Raw genomic sequence first — 15,836 nt, 5'->3', positions numbered from 1 at the left:
AAATATGCTGCGGTCATATTTATTGAAGTAATATCAATTACTTGATCATGCTTGCGATCTCGTCTGCGAAGTTCTCTTCCTTCTTCTCAACGCCCTCGCCTCTCTCGAAACGAACAACTTCAGCAACAGTGATGCTGCCGCCCAGCTTCTTAGCCTCAGCTGCAACGTACTCCTGTACGGAAACCTTGTCGTCCTTTACGAAAGCCTGTTCCAGCAGACAGTTCTCCTTGTAGTACTTGCCTACCTTGCCTTCAACGATCTTAGCTCTTACCTGCTCAGGCTTGTTAGCCATCTTAGGATCCTCAGCCATCTGAGCCATCATGATCTCCTTCTCCTTATCGAGAACCTCAGCGGGAACTTCGTCTCTCTTGAGGTAAGCAGGGTTCAGAGCTGCGGACTGCATTGCAACGTCCTTACCAACAGTCAGAACTGCATCGTCCTTGATATCGGTATCCATCTTAACCAGAACGCCGATGCTGCCGCCGTTGTGAACGTAAGAAGCAACAGTACCTTCCAGTCTAACGAAACGACGGATAACGATGTTCTCTCTGATCTTCATGCCTGCGAGCTCAGTCAGAACTTCGTCAACAGTCTTGTCGCCGCCGCTGATAGTGGTTGCCTTCAGAGCATCAACGTCAGCAGGGTTCTTTTCAACGATAGTATTAGCAACGCTTGCAGCGAAAGCCTTGAAATCGTCTGTGTTAGCAGCGAAGTCAGTCTCGGTGTTGATCTCTACCATAACACCTACGCCGTTGTTAACAACAGTAGCAACAACGCCTTCAGCAGCAGCTCTGCCGCTCTTCTTAGCCTGTGTAGCAAGGCCCTTTTCTCTCAGTGCCTCGATAGCCTTATCCTGATCGCCGTCAGCTGCAACGAGTGCTCTCTTGCAGTCCATCATGCCGACGCCTGTAATGCTCATAAGTTCCTTTATAGCCTGAACTGTAACGTTAGCCATTTTAAATTCCTCCGATTCTGTTATATTACTCACAACAAGGCAGACAAATCAACTTATTGCCTGCCTTGAAAAATTCTGTATTCTTCAGCTGAGAAATTACTCAGCGTCCTCAGCCTCTGCCTTTTCAGCTTCCTCAGCAGAAGTAGCATCCTCGCCCTGTCTGCCTTCGATGATAGCATTAGCCATGCAGCCTGCGATCAGCTTAACCGCTCTGATAGCGTCATCGTTGCCGGGGATAACATAGTCAACATCGTCAGGATCACAGTTTGTGTCTACGATAGCTACTACGGGGATACCCAGCTTCTTAGCCTCAGCTACAGCGATCTTTTCCTTTCTGGGGTCAACAACGAAGAGAGCACCGGGGAGCTTCTTCATGTTCTTGATACCGCCCATGAACTTCTCGAGCTTCTCGATCTCGAGCTTCAGCTTGGTAACTTCCTTCTTGGGGAGCAGCTCGAAAGTGCCGTCCTCTTCCATTGCGTGCAGCTGCTCAAGTCTCTTGATTCTCTGCTCAATGGTCTTGAAGTTAGTCATCATACCGCCCAGCCATCTAGCGTTTACATAGTGAGCATTAGCTCTCAGTGCTTCCTCCTTGATGGAGTCGCCAGCCTGCTTCTTGGTACCTACAAAAAGTACCTCCTGACCGTTTGCGGAGATCTCTCTGATAAACATATAAGCCTCTTCGAGCTTCTTAACTGTCTTCTGGAGATCGATAATGTAGATGCCGTTACGCTCTGTAAAGATGTAAGGCGCCATTTTAGGGTTCCATCTTCTTGTCTGGTGACCAAAGTGTACACCTGCTTCAAGAAGCTGCTTCATTGATACTACTGCCATGGTAGTAACCTCCTGTTTGGTTTAAAATTTCCGTTATACGGATGATACATAACCTCCGGACGATATTGCCGACTCAAACCCCGCTGAATGCCGCAAGCGGCACATAGCGTCATGCAACGCCATTACGCATAGGGACCAAAAGCCATAGTTCGTCCGTGCGAATTACCATAATATTATAACACACTTTTCCCGGAATTGCAAGTATATTTATCTCGATGTTTTCACCAAATTATCAATTTTGTATTGTGGCTCTTTTGACGATTTTGCCTTATCACCTATATCTACCAATATTGTATCCTCACCTATCAGTCTTATATCGCTGCATCTTATTATCACATCATCATCTCTTCCCATAAGTCCCATAGCCCTGGAGCGGCCATATAATACTATCGATATCACCCTTCCATCATCAGTATCGAGTTCGATATCATCCGCATAGCCTATTTTTTCTCCCGTCCTTACATTTACAACTTCTTTATTTCTCAGTGCTGAAAAACTGCAGATCATCCAAATGCCTCCCTTATCCAAGATACTTCTTAGTACATGATATTCCTTTATATGATCAGGGATTCATCTTTATGATCATTTACCGTTAATTGGTGTGATATGTATTCCAGAAATATTGTGAATAACCTGTGTTTCGCAGGGCAGACTTTATTTAAACTGAAATTAACAACAAAAACGGAGGACGTAAATGCAGTACAACAAAGTCGAGATAAGCGGAGTAAATACCGGTGATCTGAAGATTCTGACCGAGAGCGAAAAGCAGGAACTGCTTAAAAGATCAGCCGACGGTGACAAAACCGCCCGTGAAAAACTCATAAAAGGTAACCTGCGCCTTGTGCTGAGTGTTCTGCAGAAATACTCAGGAGGAAAAGAAAACCCCGATGACCTCTTTCAGGTAGGAGTCGTGGGATTGATCAAAGCTATTGACAATTTCGATGTCGGATTGAATGTCAGATTCTCAACCTACGCTGTCCCTATGATACTCGGAGAGATCAAGAGATATATGCGCGATTTCAGACCAATACGCGTCAGTCGTTCGATGCGTGATCTGGCTTACAGAGTAATGCAGGCAAAAGAACGCTTTATCGCAGAAAAGCAGCGAGAACCTTCAATAGATGAGATCGCAGAGATCACCAACGAGAAGCGCGCAGATATAGTCACTGCACTTGAATCAGTTACAGATCCTGTATCGATATACGAGCCTGTTTATACCGATGGCGGTGACCCTCTGTGTATAGCCGATCAGATATGCGACAGCACAGATGACAGCAGCTGGCTGGAGGAACTTACAATGAAAGAAGCATTGAAGGAGCTGCGTCCGCGAGAAAAGAATATCCTGTTCCTGCGATTTTTTAAAGGGCACACGCAGGTCGAAGTGGCACATGAGATAGGCATATCACAAGCGCAGGTATCACGGCTAGAAAAGAACGCACTGAACAAAATAAAATCACAGCTTTAAAAAATAAGGTTCATGTCGTTTGAAATAAGTTATCTTCTCAAAACCTGCAGCCCTGGCAAGCTCTATACCTTCAGGTATACCCTTTCCAAGATCGGAGGTCCTGTGAGCATCGGATCCGACCGTCAGTATCTCACCACCAAGTTCACGGTACAGCTTGAGGATCTCAAAGTCAGGGAAAGTCCTGCCGTATTTCTGCCTTAGCCCCGATGTGTTTATCTCAATACCCTTGCCCCGGGAAATAAGTGTCCTGAAAATCTCCCTGATCATTTCTTCATACCCAGAGATATCCACCTGCCTGCCATACTCTCCGCAGATATACCTCAGTGGATATGTCAGGTGTCCAAGCACATCTATATCAGCGCTGCGGCACATTTCAAGAGTCTGCTCAAAACAATCTTTCAGCAGACTCTGTATCTCATCATCGGACATTTTTCCGTAATCAAGATAATAGAAGTCATCTACGCCCTTATTCATATGGTGAGAACCTATTATAAAATCCAGTCGCGGATCATTGACAATAAGTTCTGCCTTTTCTGTATTCTGCATCGGCTGACCAAGCTCTATTCCTACTATAATATCCAATCTTCCCCGAAAGCGCTCACGCAGTTCGGTCTGTTCCGTAATGCTCGAAAGTGCATACTTCCCAGCACCATACATCATCGCATCCACAGTATCAGGCGATGGTGCCTCCTCCCAGAAATTCACATCACAGTGATCGGTAAGAGCGTACACAGACATACCCAGTTCAGCAGCCTTCAGACACATAGCCTCAGCACTATCCTCAGCATCGGGAGAATAGCTGCTGTGAGTATGCATATCAAGCAATATCCTATCCATTAACATTCACCCTCCGTGAACATATACTCAAGCCTGTCTGCCGCCTGCTTTGCCTTTTTAACAAACTCATCGGCGGATATTTGTGTATACTGTCGGGATCTGTCCCTGAACACCTCCAGTGACAACGCACCTTCATACCCTATTGTTTTCAGCTTTTCAGCGAACAGGCTATAATCGATATTTCCGTCAAACGGCAGCATATGCGAATCTGAACTGCCTTCATTATCATGGATATGGAGCGCTTCAAGAAGTCCGCTGTGCTTGACAAGTCTGTCTTCACCTTTTGTGAAACAGTTCTCATGTCCAATATCATAGCAGAATCCTACACTTTCACTGACACCAAACTTATCAAAAAGGATATCAAGGAAAGAAGGGAGCTGAATATTTTCAAAAAGCAGCTTCACCCCATAATTTGCTGCCGTGGATATCAGACCGTCAAAATTTTTCATACCAAACAAAGATACCTGCGGCGGAACAAGACCGTCTGTGGGATGAACAACTATGCGGCTTACATTATTCTCGGCGCAAATACGTATACAATCCGCAGTACGATTATATATAGCGGTACTGTCACTGCGTTTATCCCACAAGGCATTCATTCTGTCAAACGGCGAATGGACATTCTCCACCGCAAGTCCTGTTTTGTCTGCAAGTTCAAACTGGTTATGCTTGTATTCTTCGGAAAATCCCAGCATTACACCGTCAAATCCGTTTTCTTTTATAAGAGCCAGGCGATCTTCAAGCGGTATAGCGGCAGTAAAGTCCGCGAACATATTCAGCTTCATATTCCCTCCTTGAAAAGTAATTTGTACGTATACAAAAAGAGGGGCACAAAAGCCCCTCGTGGTTTCTTAGTTTTTGAGTGAATGCAGAGGTGCAGGTATCTGACCGCCTCTGTTTATGAACTTGCTTGCAGATTCCTTTTTGAGCGGCATAACAGGTCCGCAGCCAAACAGACCACCCCAGTCAAGCTCATCGCCAACATCCTTACCGATCGCAGGTATAACTCTTACAGCAGTTGTCTTGCAGTTGACCATACCTATAGCAGCTTCGTCAGCAATAATAGCAGACAGAGTATCAGCAGGGGTATCACCGGGAACAACTATCATATCAAGACCAACAGAGCATACTGCGGTCATAGCTTCAAGCTTCTCGATGCACAGAGTACCGCTCTTGGCAGCAGCGATCATGCCGGCATCCTCGGATACAGGTATAAATGCGCCGGAAAGTCCGCCGATACGTGAGCAAGCCATTACGCCGCCCTTCTTTACAGCATCGTTGAGCATAGCAAGGCAAGCTGTAGTACCGTGAGTACCGCACTTTTCAAGACCTATTTCCTCAAGTATATGGGCAACAGAGTCACCTACAGCAGGTGTAGGTGCCAGAGAAAGATCAACTATACCAAAAGGTACGCCAAGTCTTTCCGAAGCGATAGTACCAACAAGCTGACCAACGCGGGTGATCTTGTAGGATATTTCCTTTATAACGTCAGCGATACCTGTGATATCAGCATCGGGATATTTCTTCAGTGCAGCCCTTACAACTCCGGGTCCGGATACACCTACATTTATCATGCAATCAGGTTCACCAACACCGTGGAATGCACCTGCCATAAAGGGGTTGTCCTCAACTGCATTACAGAAAACTACCAGCTTAGCAGCACCGAAGCAAGCCTGATCAACGGTCTTTTCTGCACATTCGCGGATTATGCCGCCCATCATCTTTACGGCATCAAGATTGATACCTGTCTTGGTAGAACCTATATTTACCGAAGAACATACTCTCTCGGTCGTAGCAAGAGCCTCGGGAATGGACTTTATAAGCTCAACATCGCCCGCAGAGAAGCCCTTGGGAACCAGTGCGGAATATCCGCCTATAAGGTTAACACCAACAGTCTTAGCAGCCCTGTCCATAGCATGAGCGAACTTAACAGGCGAACCCTTGCAGGCAGCTGAGATTATAGCTATGGGAGTAACAGATATACGCTTATTGATTATCGGTATACCAAGTTCCTTCTCGATCTGTTCACCTACCTTGACCAGATCCTTAGCCTTGGTAATTATTTTCTCATAGACTTTTTCGCAAGCTTTATCTATATCACTGTCGATACAGTCAAGCAGGGATATGCCCATAGTTATGGTACGTATATCAAGACAATCGTCCTGAATCATGCGTATTGTTTCCAGAATGTCATATACATTTATCATATTACAGATATCCCCTTATCAAATATGGTGCATACAGTTGAAAATATCCTCATGCATTACGTGTACCTTAACACCCAGTTCATCACCGAGTGCGGTCAGAGTATCGCTGAGGGTAGCGAAATCAGAATTCAGCTTGGAGATATCAACTACCATTATCATAGCAAAAAGTTCCTGCAATACGGACTGAGTGACCTCCTCAACGTTTGCATTCAGTTCAGCACACTTAGTGCTTACTTTTGCAAGTATACCAACAGTATCCTTGCCGATAACAGTAACAACTGCTCTCATATATAAAACCACCTTTCAGTCATATCTTATTTAACCTATTAATTATAACACAAAACAAAGCTTTTGCCAATAGTTTATTTTATAAACATTCTATTAACGTGACGATTATGTGGTCAACACGATCTTTCTGGTATACTCGCTGACGAATTCCGGTCTTCCGCTGACACACATCTGTTGGAATGCTGCGGCATTTCTTTCAAGTTCTGAAATCCTGGCTGCTCGAGGCGAGAGCTTTTCAAGTTCAGCCAGAGATGTAGAGTATTTCATTGTCATACCCCTGCAGGCGGAAAATATTTCTCTCCCCTTATCATTTAGAGCAAGTATGCGTCCGTATGGTACATCAAAAAAATCATGTGACGTAACACCAAGTGCAAGATACATTATCATACGTCTTACTCTGGCAAGAGTAATTGCCTTATGCTTGAACTGCTCGGCAAGATCTGAGACCGAGTGTATGAGTTCACATTTCGCTCCCCTCGTATTTACGAACCGTCTTGCAAGGTGTGTAGACATATCCGGAAGGCGCTGTATATCAGAAACAGGAGAAGTCATAATCTTCAGAAGTAATGACTTATCGGCATATTCCATAAGGAATGGCTCACTATCCATCATCTTCGGAACATACGCAGAATAGTCCGTACCTGCTTTTATAAGCTGACGTATAAAAGATGCACTTGCTATACCTTCACACACCTCATCGCTGTCATGCGAAACACCTTTTCTGCCAACGGCTGTCGGAGTGATCCACGGAGCATACTTTTTTAATGCCTTTATATATTCGATCGCCAGCATATTATTGGGTCTGTCAAATACAGCCTTTATATCGGGTATACCGGACGCCGATGCTACAGCCGCAGGGTAAGGTACTCCATTCTCCAGCAATTCTTTTACACGTTCTGAGTCTTCAAGCTCACAGGAGATCTCTGCAGCCCTGTTCAGAAGGGATATGTCAGCATCCTCACAGCCGAAGGAAAGCATTGAAACTCCGTCTTCACCAAAGCCTGCAAGTATCTGCACCGCACCTGAGGCAAAACGTTCCGCACTCGAACAGGAGTAAGGACACGGAAGCTCAATAACAAGATCAGCTCCGTTCTCAACTGCAGTTTTAGCCCTGAAATACTTGTCAGCAATTGCAGCTTCTCCGCGCTGGACAGCTGCACCGCTCATAATGACTACGATGTGAGTTGCACCTGAACGCCGCGTTTCTTCCAGATGATATTTATGCCCGTTGTGAAAGGGATTATACTCAGCTATCACTCCAGCTATCTTCATAACTCGCCTCCTTCACAATTTGAATTAACTAATTCATAGAATAAATATTGTGCAATATGTATATTTAATCAAAACAGACTTGCAATTTCTCACAAAAATTGTTATACTAATATTATATGATATCAGGGCAGGATTGTCAAGCCCGATATAATATCTATTTATATTTGAGAGGAGAATTTCCCAATGAAAATTCTTGTTGTAAATGCAGGTTCTTCTTCGCTGAAATATCAGCTGCTGAACATGGAGGACGAAAGTGTTATTGCAAAGGGTAACTGCGACCGTATAGGTATCGACGGTCATGTCAGCGCCAAGACAGGTGACGGCAGAAGCTATGAAGCTGACTGCAATTTCCCTACCCACACAGAAGCTTTTGAGAAGCTGGTTGAGATACTGACAAGCGGTGAGACAAAAGTTATAGATTCTATGGACGAGATCTCAGCAGTAGGTCACAGAATAGTACAGGGCGCTGAGATATTCAGAGAGACCTGCGCTGTTACCGACGAAGTTATCGACAAGATCGACAGCCTGGCTGAACTGGCACCTGTTCACAATCATCCTCACGCACTGGCACTGAGAGCATGTAAGGCAGTTCTTCCCGAGGGCACACCTCAGGCAGTTGTATTCGATACTGCATTCCACGCAACTATGCCCAGAAAGGCTTACCTCTATGGTCTGCCCTATGAGTGCTACAAGGATCTGCACGTAAGAAAGTACGGCTTCCACGGTACATCTCACAGATTCGTTTCCGGCGAGCTGGCTAAGGTAATGGGCAAGAAGCCCGAGGAACTGAAGATAGTTTCCTGCCACCTTGGCAACGGTTCTTCCATCACTGCTGTTGACGGCGGTAAGTCCGTTGATACTTCCATGGGCTTCACTCCTCTGGACGGTCTGGTAATGGGTACACGCTGCGGTGCTGTTGACCCCTCTGCTGTTGAGTTCGTAGCTAAGAAGAAAGGCTTCACTCCAGATGAGATGACAGCTTATATGAACAAGCAGTCAGGTTTCCTGGGTGTATCCGGCATAAGCTCAGATAACAGAGATATCCAGAAGGCTGCTGCTGAGGGTAATGAGCAGGCTCAGGCTGTTAATGAGATGCTGACATATCAGATCAAGAAGTACATCGGTTCTTATGCTGCTGCTATGGGCGGCGTTGACGCTGTTCTGTTCACAGGCGGTATCGGTGAGAATGCTCCCGAGGTAAGAGCTGACGCTTGTGAGGGTCTGGATTTCCTGGGCATCAAGATAGACGCTGAAAAGAACAACTGCCGCGGCAAGCTGGTAGAGATCTCCACTGCTGATTCAAAGGTAAAGGTATATGTTATACCCACAAACGAGGAACTTCTCATCGCAAGAGATACTCTTGCACTTATCTCAAAGTAATATAGCATAAAAGTTTGCTCCCCTGTGTGATAACACGCAGGGGAGTTTTTATTCATAAAATAAAAAGCACGGAGAAATCTCCGTGCTGTAATCGATTATCTCTGTTCGCAGATCAGCTTGATAGCTGTTCTCTCTTCACCGTCTATAACGACATTAGCGAATGCAGGAACGCAGACCATATCTATCCCAACAGGTGCAAGATAACCTCTGGCAATGGCAATTGCTTTGATCGCCTGGTTTGCAGCGCCAGCACCGACAGCCTGGACTTCAACAGAGCCCTGCTCTCTTATAACGCCAGAAATAGCGCCTGCTACAGAATTAGGTGCAGATCGTGATGAAACTTTCAAAACTTCCACCATCTATACCTCCTTTTCCCAAAAACAAGATTTTACACTTTACAGTAATACCATTATACTACAGAATGGTAATTTTTGCAATAGGGATTTTTCTTTTTTGTTACTTGCGACTAATAACCCTTATAATATTTGTAGATTTTCCCGATTTTTCATCGAAACTGACCACTACTCCATTCAAAAAACACGCAGAATCACTCTCTGTGAACTTAACAGGCTTGTGGTATCTGAACTTTTCGATTACGATATCACTGTCAACACCAAGCACTGAAAGCTCAGGTCCTGTCATACCAACATCGGTTATATAAGCTGTATGCCCGCCCAGTATGACTTCATCAGCAGTCTGCACATGGGTATGAGTACCAAGTACTGCTGTAACACGACCTTTAAGATAATGACCCATAGCTTTTTTCTCACTGGTTGCCTCAGCATGGAAATCAACAAAAATATTCGGTGTGTCGATACTCTTGAGTATCTCATCTATCTCGGTAAACGGATTGTCAAGAGCTTCCATATACATAGTTCCCATAAGGTTCACCACTGCGATCTTCACAGGACAAAGGTCAATGTAAGCCACTCCCCTGCCTGCAACCCCATCGGGAAAATTTGCAGGACGTATCAGGAACTCGCTGCTGTCATAAAGATCAACCATCTCGCGGCGGCGAAAACAGTGGTTGCCTGTAGTGACAACATCAACACCCATCCGCATAAACCTCTCAAAGGATTCAGGTGTTATCCCGTTTCCCTGAGCAGAATTTTCACCGTTGACTACTGTAACATCTATATCATACTCTCTTTTAAGTTTATAAAGCTGTTCTTCCAGAAAATCTGTTCCGGAACAACCTACCACATCTCCGATAAATAAAAGGTTCATATTATACCTCATTCTATTATAATTGCCTGAAAGGCTTATATTATTATACAGCATTCCCATAAAAAAAGCAATAGCTGCAAACAAAAAAGCCGATACCGTTTTACGATATCGGCTGAATGTTTTATTATTCGATGCTGTCCTTATTAACTTTTTCAAGAGAAACATCAGGATCATCAGAAATATCTACCACATCAACGGTATCTTTAACTTCTGAATTATCGGTGATATCATCGATTCTATCCTTGACCTCTTTCACAGGCTCATCGTCAAGCAGCTCACCTTTCATAAGCTTATCGAATTTCTCGCCGTCGATCTTCTCATTCTTAATAAGGTACTGAGCTACCAAGTGCAGCTGATCTATATGCTCCTTCAGCAGAGTTTCAGCCTGCTCAAAGGCATTCTCAACGATCGTTCTGATCTCGTTATCGATCTCAGCAGCAACATTATCGGAATAGCTTGGAGTATTTGTATAATCCCTGCCAAGGAACACTTCATGTTCACCCTGACCATATACAACAGGTCCGAGATTATCACTAAAGCCGTATCTTGTAACCATATTCCTTGCAGTAGAAGTAGCTCTTTCAAGATCGTTTGAAGCACCGGTAGAGATATCATCAAGTATCAGCTTTTCAGCAACACGTCCGCCAAGAAGTACAACGATGTTATTATACATCTCATTCTTGCTGACATAGGTCTTATCCTTTTCGGGAAGGCTCATAGTAAAGCCGCCAGCCTGACCTCTCGGTATGATAGTTACCTGATGTACCTTATCACGCTTCTGACAATAGAATGTGCATATAGCATGACCTGCCTCATGGTAAGCAGTAAGCTTCTTCTCATCCTCGGTAATTACCTTGGATCTCTTTTCAGGACCTGCAACTACCTTTATAGCTGCTTCTTCCATATCAGCCTTGGTAATGGCTTTCTTATTCTTCCTTGCAGCCAGCAGTGAAGCTTCATTTGCAAGGTTCTCAAGATCGGCACCTGTAAATCCTACAGTAGTCTTAGCTATAGTTTCAAGACTGACATCAGGTGCAAGAGGCTTATTCTTTGTATGAACTTTCAGTATATCCTCTCTGCCCTTGATATCAGGATAGTTTACAAGTATCTGCCTGTCAAATCTGCCGGGTCTGAGCAGAGCCGGATCAAGTATATCACGTCTGTTTGTAGCGGCCATGACTATAACTGACTCGTTATCCTCAAATCCGTCCATCTCAACGAGAAGCTGGTTCAGGGTCTGCTCACGTTCATCATGACCGCCTCCAAGACCTGCACCTCTCTGTCTGCCCACAGCATCTATCTCATCAATAAATATGATAGCAGGAGCACTCTTCTTCGCCTGCTCAAACAGGTCACGTACACGGGATGCACCTACACCGACGAACATCTCAACAAAGTCTGAACCGGATATTGAGAAGAAAGGAACGTTCGCCTCACCTGCAACAGCTCTTGCAAGCAGTGTCTTACCTGTACCGGGAGGTCCCAGAAGCAGAACGCCTTTGGGTATCCTCGCGCCTATCTCAGCATACTTTCTGTTATCTTTCAGGAAATCAACGATCTCCTTTAGTTCTTCCTTTTCCTCGTCAGCACCTGCAACATCGGCAAAAGTTGCTTTCTTGCTGCTGGGTGCGAGCCTTGCATTAGTCTTTCCGAATCCGGACATCTTTCCGCCACCGGCACTCTTCATCATAAATACAAAGAAGAATATCATAACGCCCAGCATAAGGAATGTGGGGATCAGATTAAGCCAGAAGCTGTTGTCGGATATTGGCACAAGGTCGTATTCCAGAGGTTCCTTGGGATTCTCAGCATCATACCTCTTACGGTAATTTACTGCTTCCTCACCGCCGAGAACTTCATTCACAAACAGTGAAACGTTTGGCACTTTGTATTCGATCTCTGTTTCTGGATCTTCCTTGAGCTTATATTTAAGCTCACCTGAACCAAGATCAAGCTTGAATTCACTGACTTCCAGCTTATCAAAATGACTCATGACCTCGGAATACTTTACTTCATCACTCTTGGTACTCATACTCATCAGCATATAGACAAGACCTGTTATTATGCAGATCGAAACTACAAGATAGATCAGCAGAGATCTTCCTCCGTTTTTCAATATATCACGACCTTTTGTTCTAAATTTGTGTTATAAACTGCTTTATCAGATAATTATAGACCCTCTCTGTGAAAACAGCGTGAAAGTAATGTCAAGATATGGAGTTATTCTGAAATAACTTCATAAGTCAATACTCTTCGCGTTGTGCTGTCTATCCTTACTCTGTCAGCTGCACCGAAATTCTCTGCAAGGACAATACCCTCATCATCAGCGAGAAGCACTGCGCTGTCACGCTTATGTAAGGGAAAAGCCTGTTTCATCAGTACCCTGACATCAGAGCTGTGTTCGCGGTTCACAAGACGTATCCTATCTCCAGCCCTGCGTTTTCTTAACACAATAACACCTTTTATTTTATCATAATCCAAGCAGGAATTTGCAAACTTTTTATTAACATTTTCAAATTTCCCGTCAATTTCTATAATTCGGAATTCGATATTTCGTCCCTGCCAATAGATAACTCCTTCAGAAACTTTTACCTGATCATCTGAACATATTTTAAGATCACTGTTTTCTGAATAAATATACAGAGTATCCGACTTTGTATATGCAAAGCAATTTGACTTGACAGATATTTTTCCACCATTACAGATGAGATGTTCTATCATCTCTATTTTATCCTGACTGACCTCGACATCATATTTAGCCAGTATACGCATAATGACCCTTCGCCTGATCGGGTAATCAAGCTTTCTTATCATTTTACATGAAAAGCCGTCATTGTATACAGCTTCTGCGAAAGCATCATCAGACATTTTTTCAAGAAATCTGCTATCCTCACGGAGAAAGCCGAGCGTATTGGCAAATGTATCCATCAGCGAAGGATTTATCTCACGCATTACAGGAACGACCTTATGCCTCAGCTTGTTACGGGAATATTCATCAAGCAGATTAGTTGAATCAGTAACAAAACTCTGTCCTTTTTCAAACAGATAAGCTTCAATATCTGCACGGCTGCACTCTATCAGCGGACGTATTATATTCTCCCTTACAGGCGGTATCGAAGCTATCCCTTTAAGGCCCGAACCTCTTGCGAGATTGAACAGAGTTGTTTCAAGACAATCGTCAAGGTTATGAGCAGTGCAGATTTTATCTGCATTGATTTCCTGTAAAGCTTTATATCTTAACAACCTTGCGCCCTCTTCTTCAGATACGGGATTAGCCCTGCAATAAGCCGGAACATCTACTACTTTAACAGTAATGTCAATATTCAAACCTTTACACAATTCTTCACAGAAATGCTGATCACGATCTGCTTCTTCACCGCGTATACAGTGATTGACATGACACGCACATATATCGTACCCAAGCTCATGCAAACACAAAAGGAGCGCAGCGCTGTCTGCCCCGCCCGAAAGCCCTATCAACAAGCGCTCGCCCTTTTCAGCCATATGATACTTTTCTATAGTTCGTCTAACTCTGTCTGAAAGATCACTTTTCATCTTTTCTGAATTCCAATCCTCTGAACAATGTGTACTCGCCTATCCAGCTGAGTTTTATCGTACCAAGCTGACCATGTCTGTTTTTGGCAACAATGCATTCTGCCACCGTCTGATCTTCCTTTGAATCGGAATAATAAGCATCACGGTACAGAAACAGTATGATATCCGCATCCTGCTCGATAGATCCTGATTCTCTCAGGTCAGAAAGCAGAGGGCGCTTATCGTCACGCTTCTCCGCATTACGGGAAAGCTGTGAAAGTGCGATGACAGGTACACTAAGTTCCTTAGCCATCAGCTTTATCTGACGTGTTATCTCAGAAACTTCGTTAACACGGCTGCTGTGCTTGTTAGGCGATTCCATCAGCTGTATATAGTCTATGACTACAAGACCCAGATTATTCAGACGTCTGAGTTTTGCTTTCATCTGAGGTACTGTAACTCCGCCCGCACCATCATCGAGATATATAGGCAATTGTGAAAGAACGTCTGCAGCCTCAGCAAGCTTGGTCCAGTCCTCGTCCTTCATCTCACCGTTTCTGAGCAGAGTATTGTTAACCTTACCCTCGGAAGCCAGCATTCTTCCCACAAGCTGTTCTTTGCCCATTTCGAGTGAGAATATGGCAACGTCCCTCTTTGTGGCTTTGCAGCAGTTAACGGCGATATTCAGTGCGAAAGCCGACTTACCCATCGCAGGTCTTGCTGCAAGCACTATCAGGTCCGTCTTCTGAAGACCGGTAGTAACGTGGTCAAGCTGAGAAAATCCAGATCTCGCACCCTGATGCTTTTCTGCATCGGGACCAGATATTTCTGTCAGATGATGGAAATTCTCAACAATAACATCACTTATCCTGGTAAGTCCCTGAAGATCTCTGCCCTGTCTTATGCTGAATATCTTCTGCTCAGCACTGTCAAGCAAGGCTTTCGGATCAGAAGCACCGTCACCAACGCTTGCGATTATCTCATTTGCTACATTCATCAGTGAGCGAAGCTGAGCCTTCTGCAGGATTATATTGCAGTAGCTCTCTATATTCTTGGTTGAAGGTACATTATCCATCAACCCATAGAGGTACTTCATCGCCATTGATGAGTTTTCAAATATGCCCTCATTTACGGCTTCATCAACAACAGTAACTATATCCTCCGCTTTACCTGTGGTGAACATCCTCATCATAACGGAGAATATCTGCTGATGCTTCGGACGGTAGAAATGCTCGGGTTTGAGCATTTCCATCGCCTTTTCGCGGCATTCTACAGGATCAAGAAGAATACATCCTATTACGGCTTCCTCAGCCTCCTGGCTGTACGGCAGAGCCCTGCCCGGAAGATCAGAACCGCTGACAGCATTGAAATCGCTAATGTCAGCCATTTATTCCTCCACTACCTTGACCTTGATGCTGCAGGATACACCGTGGGACATCTTAACAGCGGCAGTAAAATCACCGAAAGCCTTGATATCTGTACTCAGCGCGATCTTTTTCTTATCAACGTCAACACCGTACTGATCTTTAAGGGCATCTGCCACAACGCCTGAAGTAACTGCACCGAACAGCTTTCCTCCCTGACCTGCCTTTGCCTTTATAACAACTTCTTTATCTGCTATCTTATCTGCGATAGCCTTATTGTCTGCTGTTTCAACATCTATCTTGTGCTGTGCAGAAGCCTTCTTGCCTGCCAGATCATTGAGGTTCTTTGAATTAGCCTCAACAGCCAGACCTTTTGCCAACAGGAAATTTCTTGCATATCCGTCAGCTACATTAAGGGTATCTCCCGCCTTGCCCGAACCTTTAACATCTTTAAGTAAAATAACTTTCATTTT

The 15,836-nt window shown here is 44.4% G+C and carries 16 protein-coding genes; 2 read left to right on the top strand and 14 right to left on the bottom strand.

Annotated elements, in window-relative coordinates:
• Positions 1 to 37: 37 nt before the first annotated feature.
• The 3 genes from tsf to RUMAL_RS08445 all read right to left on the bottom strand — a co-directional run bounded on the left by tsf (position 38) and on the right by RUMAL_RS08445 (position 2,296).
• Positions 38 to 955, bottom strand: coding sequence for a translation elongation factor Ts (tsf, locus tag RUMAL_RS08455; protein ID WP_013498325.1), 918 nt, complete (start codon positions 953 to 955; stop codon positions 38 to 40).
• Between the two features lie 96 nt (positions 956 to 1,051).
• Complete coding sequence (rpsB, locus tag RUMAL_RS08450; RefSeq protein ID WP_013498324.1) at positions 1,052 to 1,789, bottom strand: 30S ribosomal protein S2; 738 nt, start codon at positions 1,787 to 1,789, stop codon at positions 1,052 to 1,054.
• A 207-nt stretch (positions 1,790 to 1,996) separates the two neighbouring features.
• A complete protein-coding gene (locus tag RUMAL_RS08445) occupies positions 1,997 to 2,296 on the bottom strand; it encodes a YlmC/YmxH family sporulation protein (RefSeq protein ID WP_013498323.1) in 300 nt (99 codons plus the stop codon).
• A gap of 187 nt (positions 2,297 to 2,483) precedes the next feature.
• Between RUMAL_RS08445 and sigG the strand changes: the two genes are divergently transcribed.
• Entirely contained in the window at positions 2,484 to 3,254 is a 771-nt protein-coding gene (gene sigG / locus RUMAL_RS08440; protein ID WP_013498322.1) for an RNA polymerase sporulation sigma factor SigG, read from the top strand.
• Here sigG and RUMAL_RS08435 read toward each other — a convergent pair.
• The 5 genes from RUMAL_RS08435 to RUMAL_RS08415 all read right to left on the bottom strand — a co-directional run bounded on the left by RUMAL_RS08435 (position 3,243) and on the right by RUMAL_RS08415 (position 7,858).
• The gene (locus RUMAL_RS08435) at positions 3,243 to 4,091 is read right to left on the bottom strand and encodes a histidinol-phosphatase HisJ family protein (RefSeq protein ID WP_013498321.1); all 849 of its coding nucleotides are present in this window, start codon (positions 4,089 to 4,091) and stop codon (positions 3,243 to 3,245) included. The genes sigG and RUMAL_RS08435 overlap by 12 nt on opposite strands.
• Positions 4,091 to 4,876 carry a sugar phosphate isomerase/epimerase family protein gene (locus RUMAL_RS08430; protein ID WP_013498320.1) on the bottom strand — a complete coding sequence of 262 codons (786 nt, stop codon included), beginning with the start codon at positions 4,874 to 4,876 and terminating at the stop codon, positions 4,091 to 4,093. Before RUMAL_RS08430 ends, RUMAL_RS08435 begins: the two co-directional genes overlap by 1 nt.
• A gap of 66 nt (positions 4,877 to 4,942) precedes the next feature.
• On the bottom strand, positions 4,943 to 6,298 hold the full coding sequence (locus RUMAL_RS08425; protein WP_013498319.1) for a PFL family protein: 1,356 nt from the start codon (positions 6,296 to 6,298) through the stop codon (positions 4,943 to 4,945).
• Between the two features lie 18 nt (positions 6,299 to 6,316).
• Entirely contained in the window at positions 6,317 to 6,586 is a 270-nt protein-coding gene (locus tag RUMAL_RS08420; protein ID WP_013498318.1) for an ACT domain-containing protein, read from the bottom strand.
• Between the two features lie 105 nt (positions 6,587 to 6,691).
• Positions 6,692 to 7,858, bottom strand: a complete 1,167-nt coding sequence (locus tag RUMAL_RS08415; RefSeq protein WP_013498317.1) for a tRNA(Met) cytidine acetate ligase — start codon at positions 7,856 to 7,858, stop codon at positions 6,692 to 6,694.
• 183 nt (positions 7,859 to 8,041) lie between these two features.
• Here RUMAL_RS08415 and RUMAL_RS08410 point away from each other — a divergent pair, with 183 nt between their 5' ends.
• The gene (locus RUMAL_RS08410) at positions 8,042 to 9,238 is read left to right on the top strand and encodes an acetate/propionate family kinase (protein ID WP_013498316.1); all 1,197 of its coding nucleotides are present in this window, start codon (positions 8,042 to 8,044) and stop codon (positions 9,236 to 9,238) included.
• A gap of 95 nt (positions 9,239 to 9,333) precedes the next feature.
• On the opposite strand, the gene RUMAL_RS08405 is transcribed toward RUMAL_RS08410, so the two are convergent.
• The 6 genes from RUMAL_RS08405 to rplI all read right to left on the bottom strand — a co-directional run bounded on the left by RUMAL_RS08405 (position 9,334) and on the right by rplI (position 15,833).
• Positions 9,334 to 9,594, bottom strand: a complete 261-nt coding sequence (locus RUMAL_RS08405) for a stage V sporulation protein S (RefSeq protein ID WP_028504201.1) — start codon at positions 9,592 to 9,594, stop codon at positions 9,334 to 9,336.
• Between the two features lie 100 nt (positions 9,595 to 9,694).
• Positions 9,695 to 10,465: a TIGR00282 family metallophosphoesterase gene (locus tag RUMAL_RS08400; protein WP_013498314.1), complete on the bottom strand. Its 771-nt coding sequence runs from the start codon at positions 10,463 to 10,465 to the stop codon at positions 9,695 to 9,697.
• 124 nt (positions 10,466 to 10,589) lie between these two features.
• Entirely contained in the window at positions 10,590 to 12,581 is a 1,992-nt protein-coding gene (gene ftsH / locus RUMAL_RS08395; RefSeq protein ID WP_013498313.1) for an ATP-dependent zinc metalloprotease FtsH, read from the bottom strand.
• 104 nt (positions 12,582 to 12,685) lie between these two features.
• Positions 12,686 to 14,020 carry a tRNA lysidine(34) synthetase TilS gene (gene tilS / locus RUMAL_RS08390; RefSeq protein ID WP_013498312.1) on the bottom strand — a complete coding sequence of 445 codons (1,335 nt, stop codon included), beginning with the start codon at positions 14,018 to 14,020 and terminating at the stop codon, positions 12,686 to 12,688.
• A complete protein-coding gene (dnaB, locus tag RUMAL_RS08385) occupies positions 14,010 to 15,386 on the bottom strand; it encodes a replicative DNA helicase (RefSeq protein WP_013498311.1) in 1,377 nt (458 codons plus the stop codon). Before dnaB ends, tilS begins: the two co-directional genes overlap by 11 nt.
• A complete protein-coding gene (gene rplI, locus RUMAL_RS08380) occupies positions 15,387 to 15,833 on the bottom strand; it encodes a 50S ribosomal protein L9 (protein WP_013498310.1) in 447 nt (148 codons plus the stop codon). It lies immediately after the preceding gene.
• Between the last annotated feature and the right edge of the window lie 3 nt (positions 15,834 to 15,836).

Origin of the sequence: Ruminococcus albus 7 = DSM 20455 (assembly GCF_000179635.2) — a bacterium.
Classification (GTDB): Bacteria; Bacillota; Clostridia; order Oscillospirales; family Ruminococcaceae; genus Hominimerdicola; species Hominimerdicola alba.
The sequence above is the reverse complement of the archived record's forward strand: the minus strand, read 5'-3'. Positions and strand labels throughout refer to the sequence as shown.

Bases quoted from the DNA above. Each gene is read 5' to 3' on its own strand.
- RUMAL_RS08420 (WP_013498318.1), bottom strand. From the start codon at position 6,586: ATGAGAGCAGTTGTTACTGTTATCGGCAAGGATACTGTTGGTATACTT.
- RUMAL_RS08400 (WP_013498314.1), bottom strand. From the start codon at position 10,465: ATGAACCTTTTATTTATCGGAGATGTGGTAGGTTGTTCCGGAACAGAT.
- RUMAL_RS08425 (WP_013498319.1), bottom strand. From the start codon at position 6,298: ATGATAAATGTATATGACATTCTGGAAACAATACGCATGATTCAGGAC.
- dnaB (WP_013498311.1), bottom strand. From the start codon at position 15,386: ATGGCTGACATTAGCGATTTCAATGCTGTCAGCGGTTCTGATCTTCCG.
- tsf (WP_013498325.1), bottom strand. From the start codon at position 955: ATGGCTAACGTTACAGTTCAGGCTATAAAGGAACTTATGAGCATTACA.
- RUMAL_RS08445 (WP_013498323.1), bottom strand. From the start codon at position 2,296: ATGATCTGCAGTTTTTCAGCACTGAGAAATAAAGAAGTTGTAAATGTA.
- sigG (WP_013498322.1), top strand. From the start codon at position 2,484: ATGCAGTACAACAAAGTCGAGATAAGCGGAGTAAATACCGGTGATCTG.
- rpsB (WP_013498324.1), bottom strand. From the start codon at position 1,789: ATGGCAGTAGTATCAATGAAGCAGCTTCTTGAAGCAGGTGTACACTTT.
- RUMAL_RS08435 (WP_013498321.1), bottom strand. From the start codon at position 4,091: ATGGATAGGATATTGCTTGATATGCATACTCACAGCAGCTATTCTCCC.
- RUMAL_RS08410 (WP_013498316.1), top strand. From the start codon at position 8,042: ATGAAAATTCTTGTTGTAAATGCAGGTTCTTCTTCGCTGAAATATCAG.
- rplI (WP_013498310.1), bottom strand. From the start codon at position 15,833: ATGAAAGTTATTTTACTTAAAGATGTTAAAGGTTCGGGCAAGGCGGGA.
- RUMAL_RS08415 (WP_013498317.1), bottom strand. From the start codon at position 7,858: ATGAAGATAGCTGGAGTGATAGCTGAGTATAATCCCTTTCACAACGGG.
- RUMAL_RS08430 (WP_013498320.1), bottom strand. From the start codon at position 4,876: ATGAAGCTGAATATGTTCGCGGACTTTACTGCCGCTATACCGCTTGAA.
- tilS (WP_013498312.1), bottom strand. From the start codon at position 14,020: ATGAAAAGTGATCTTTCAGACAGAGTTAGACGAACTATAGAAAAGTAT.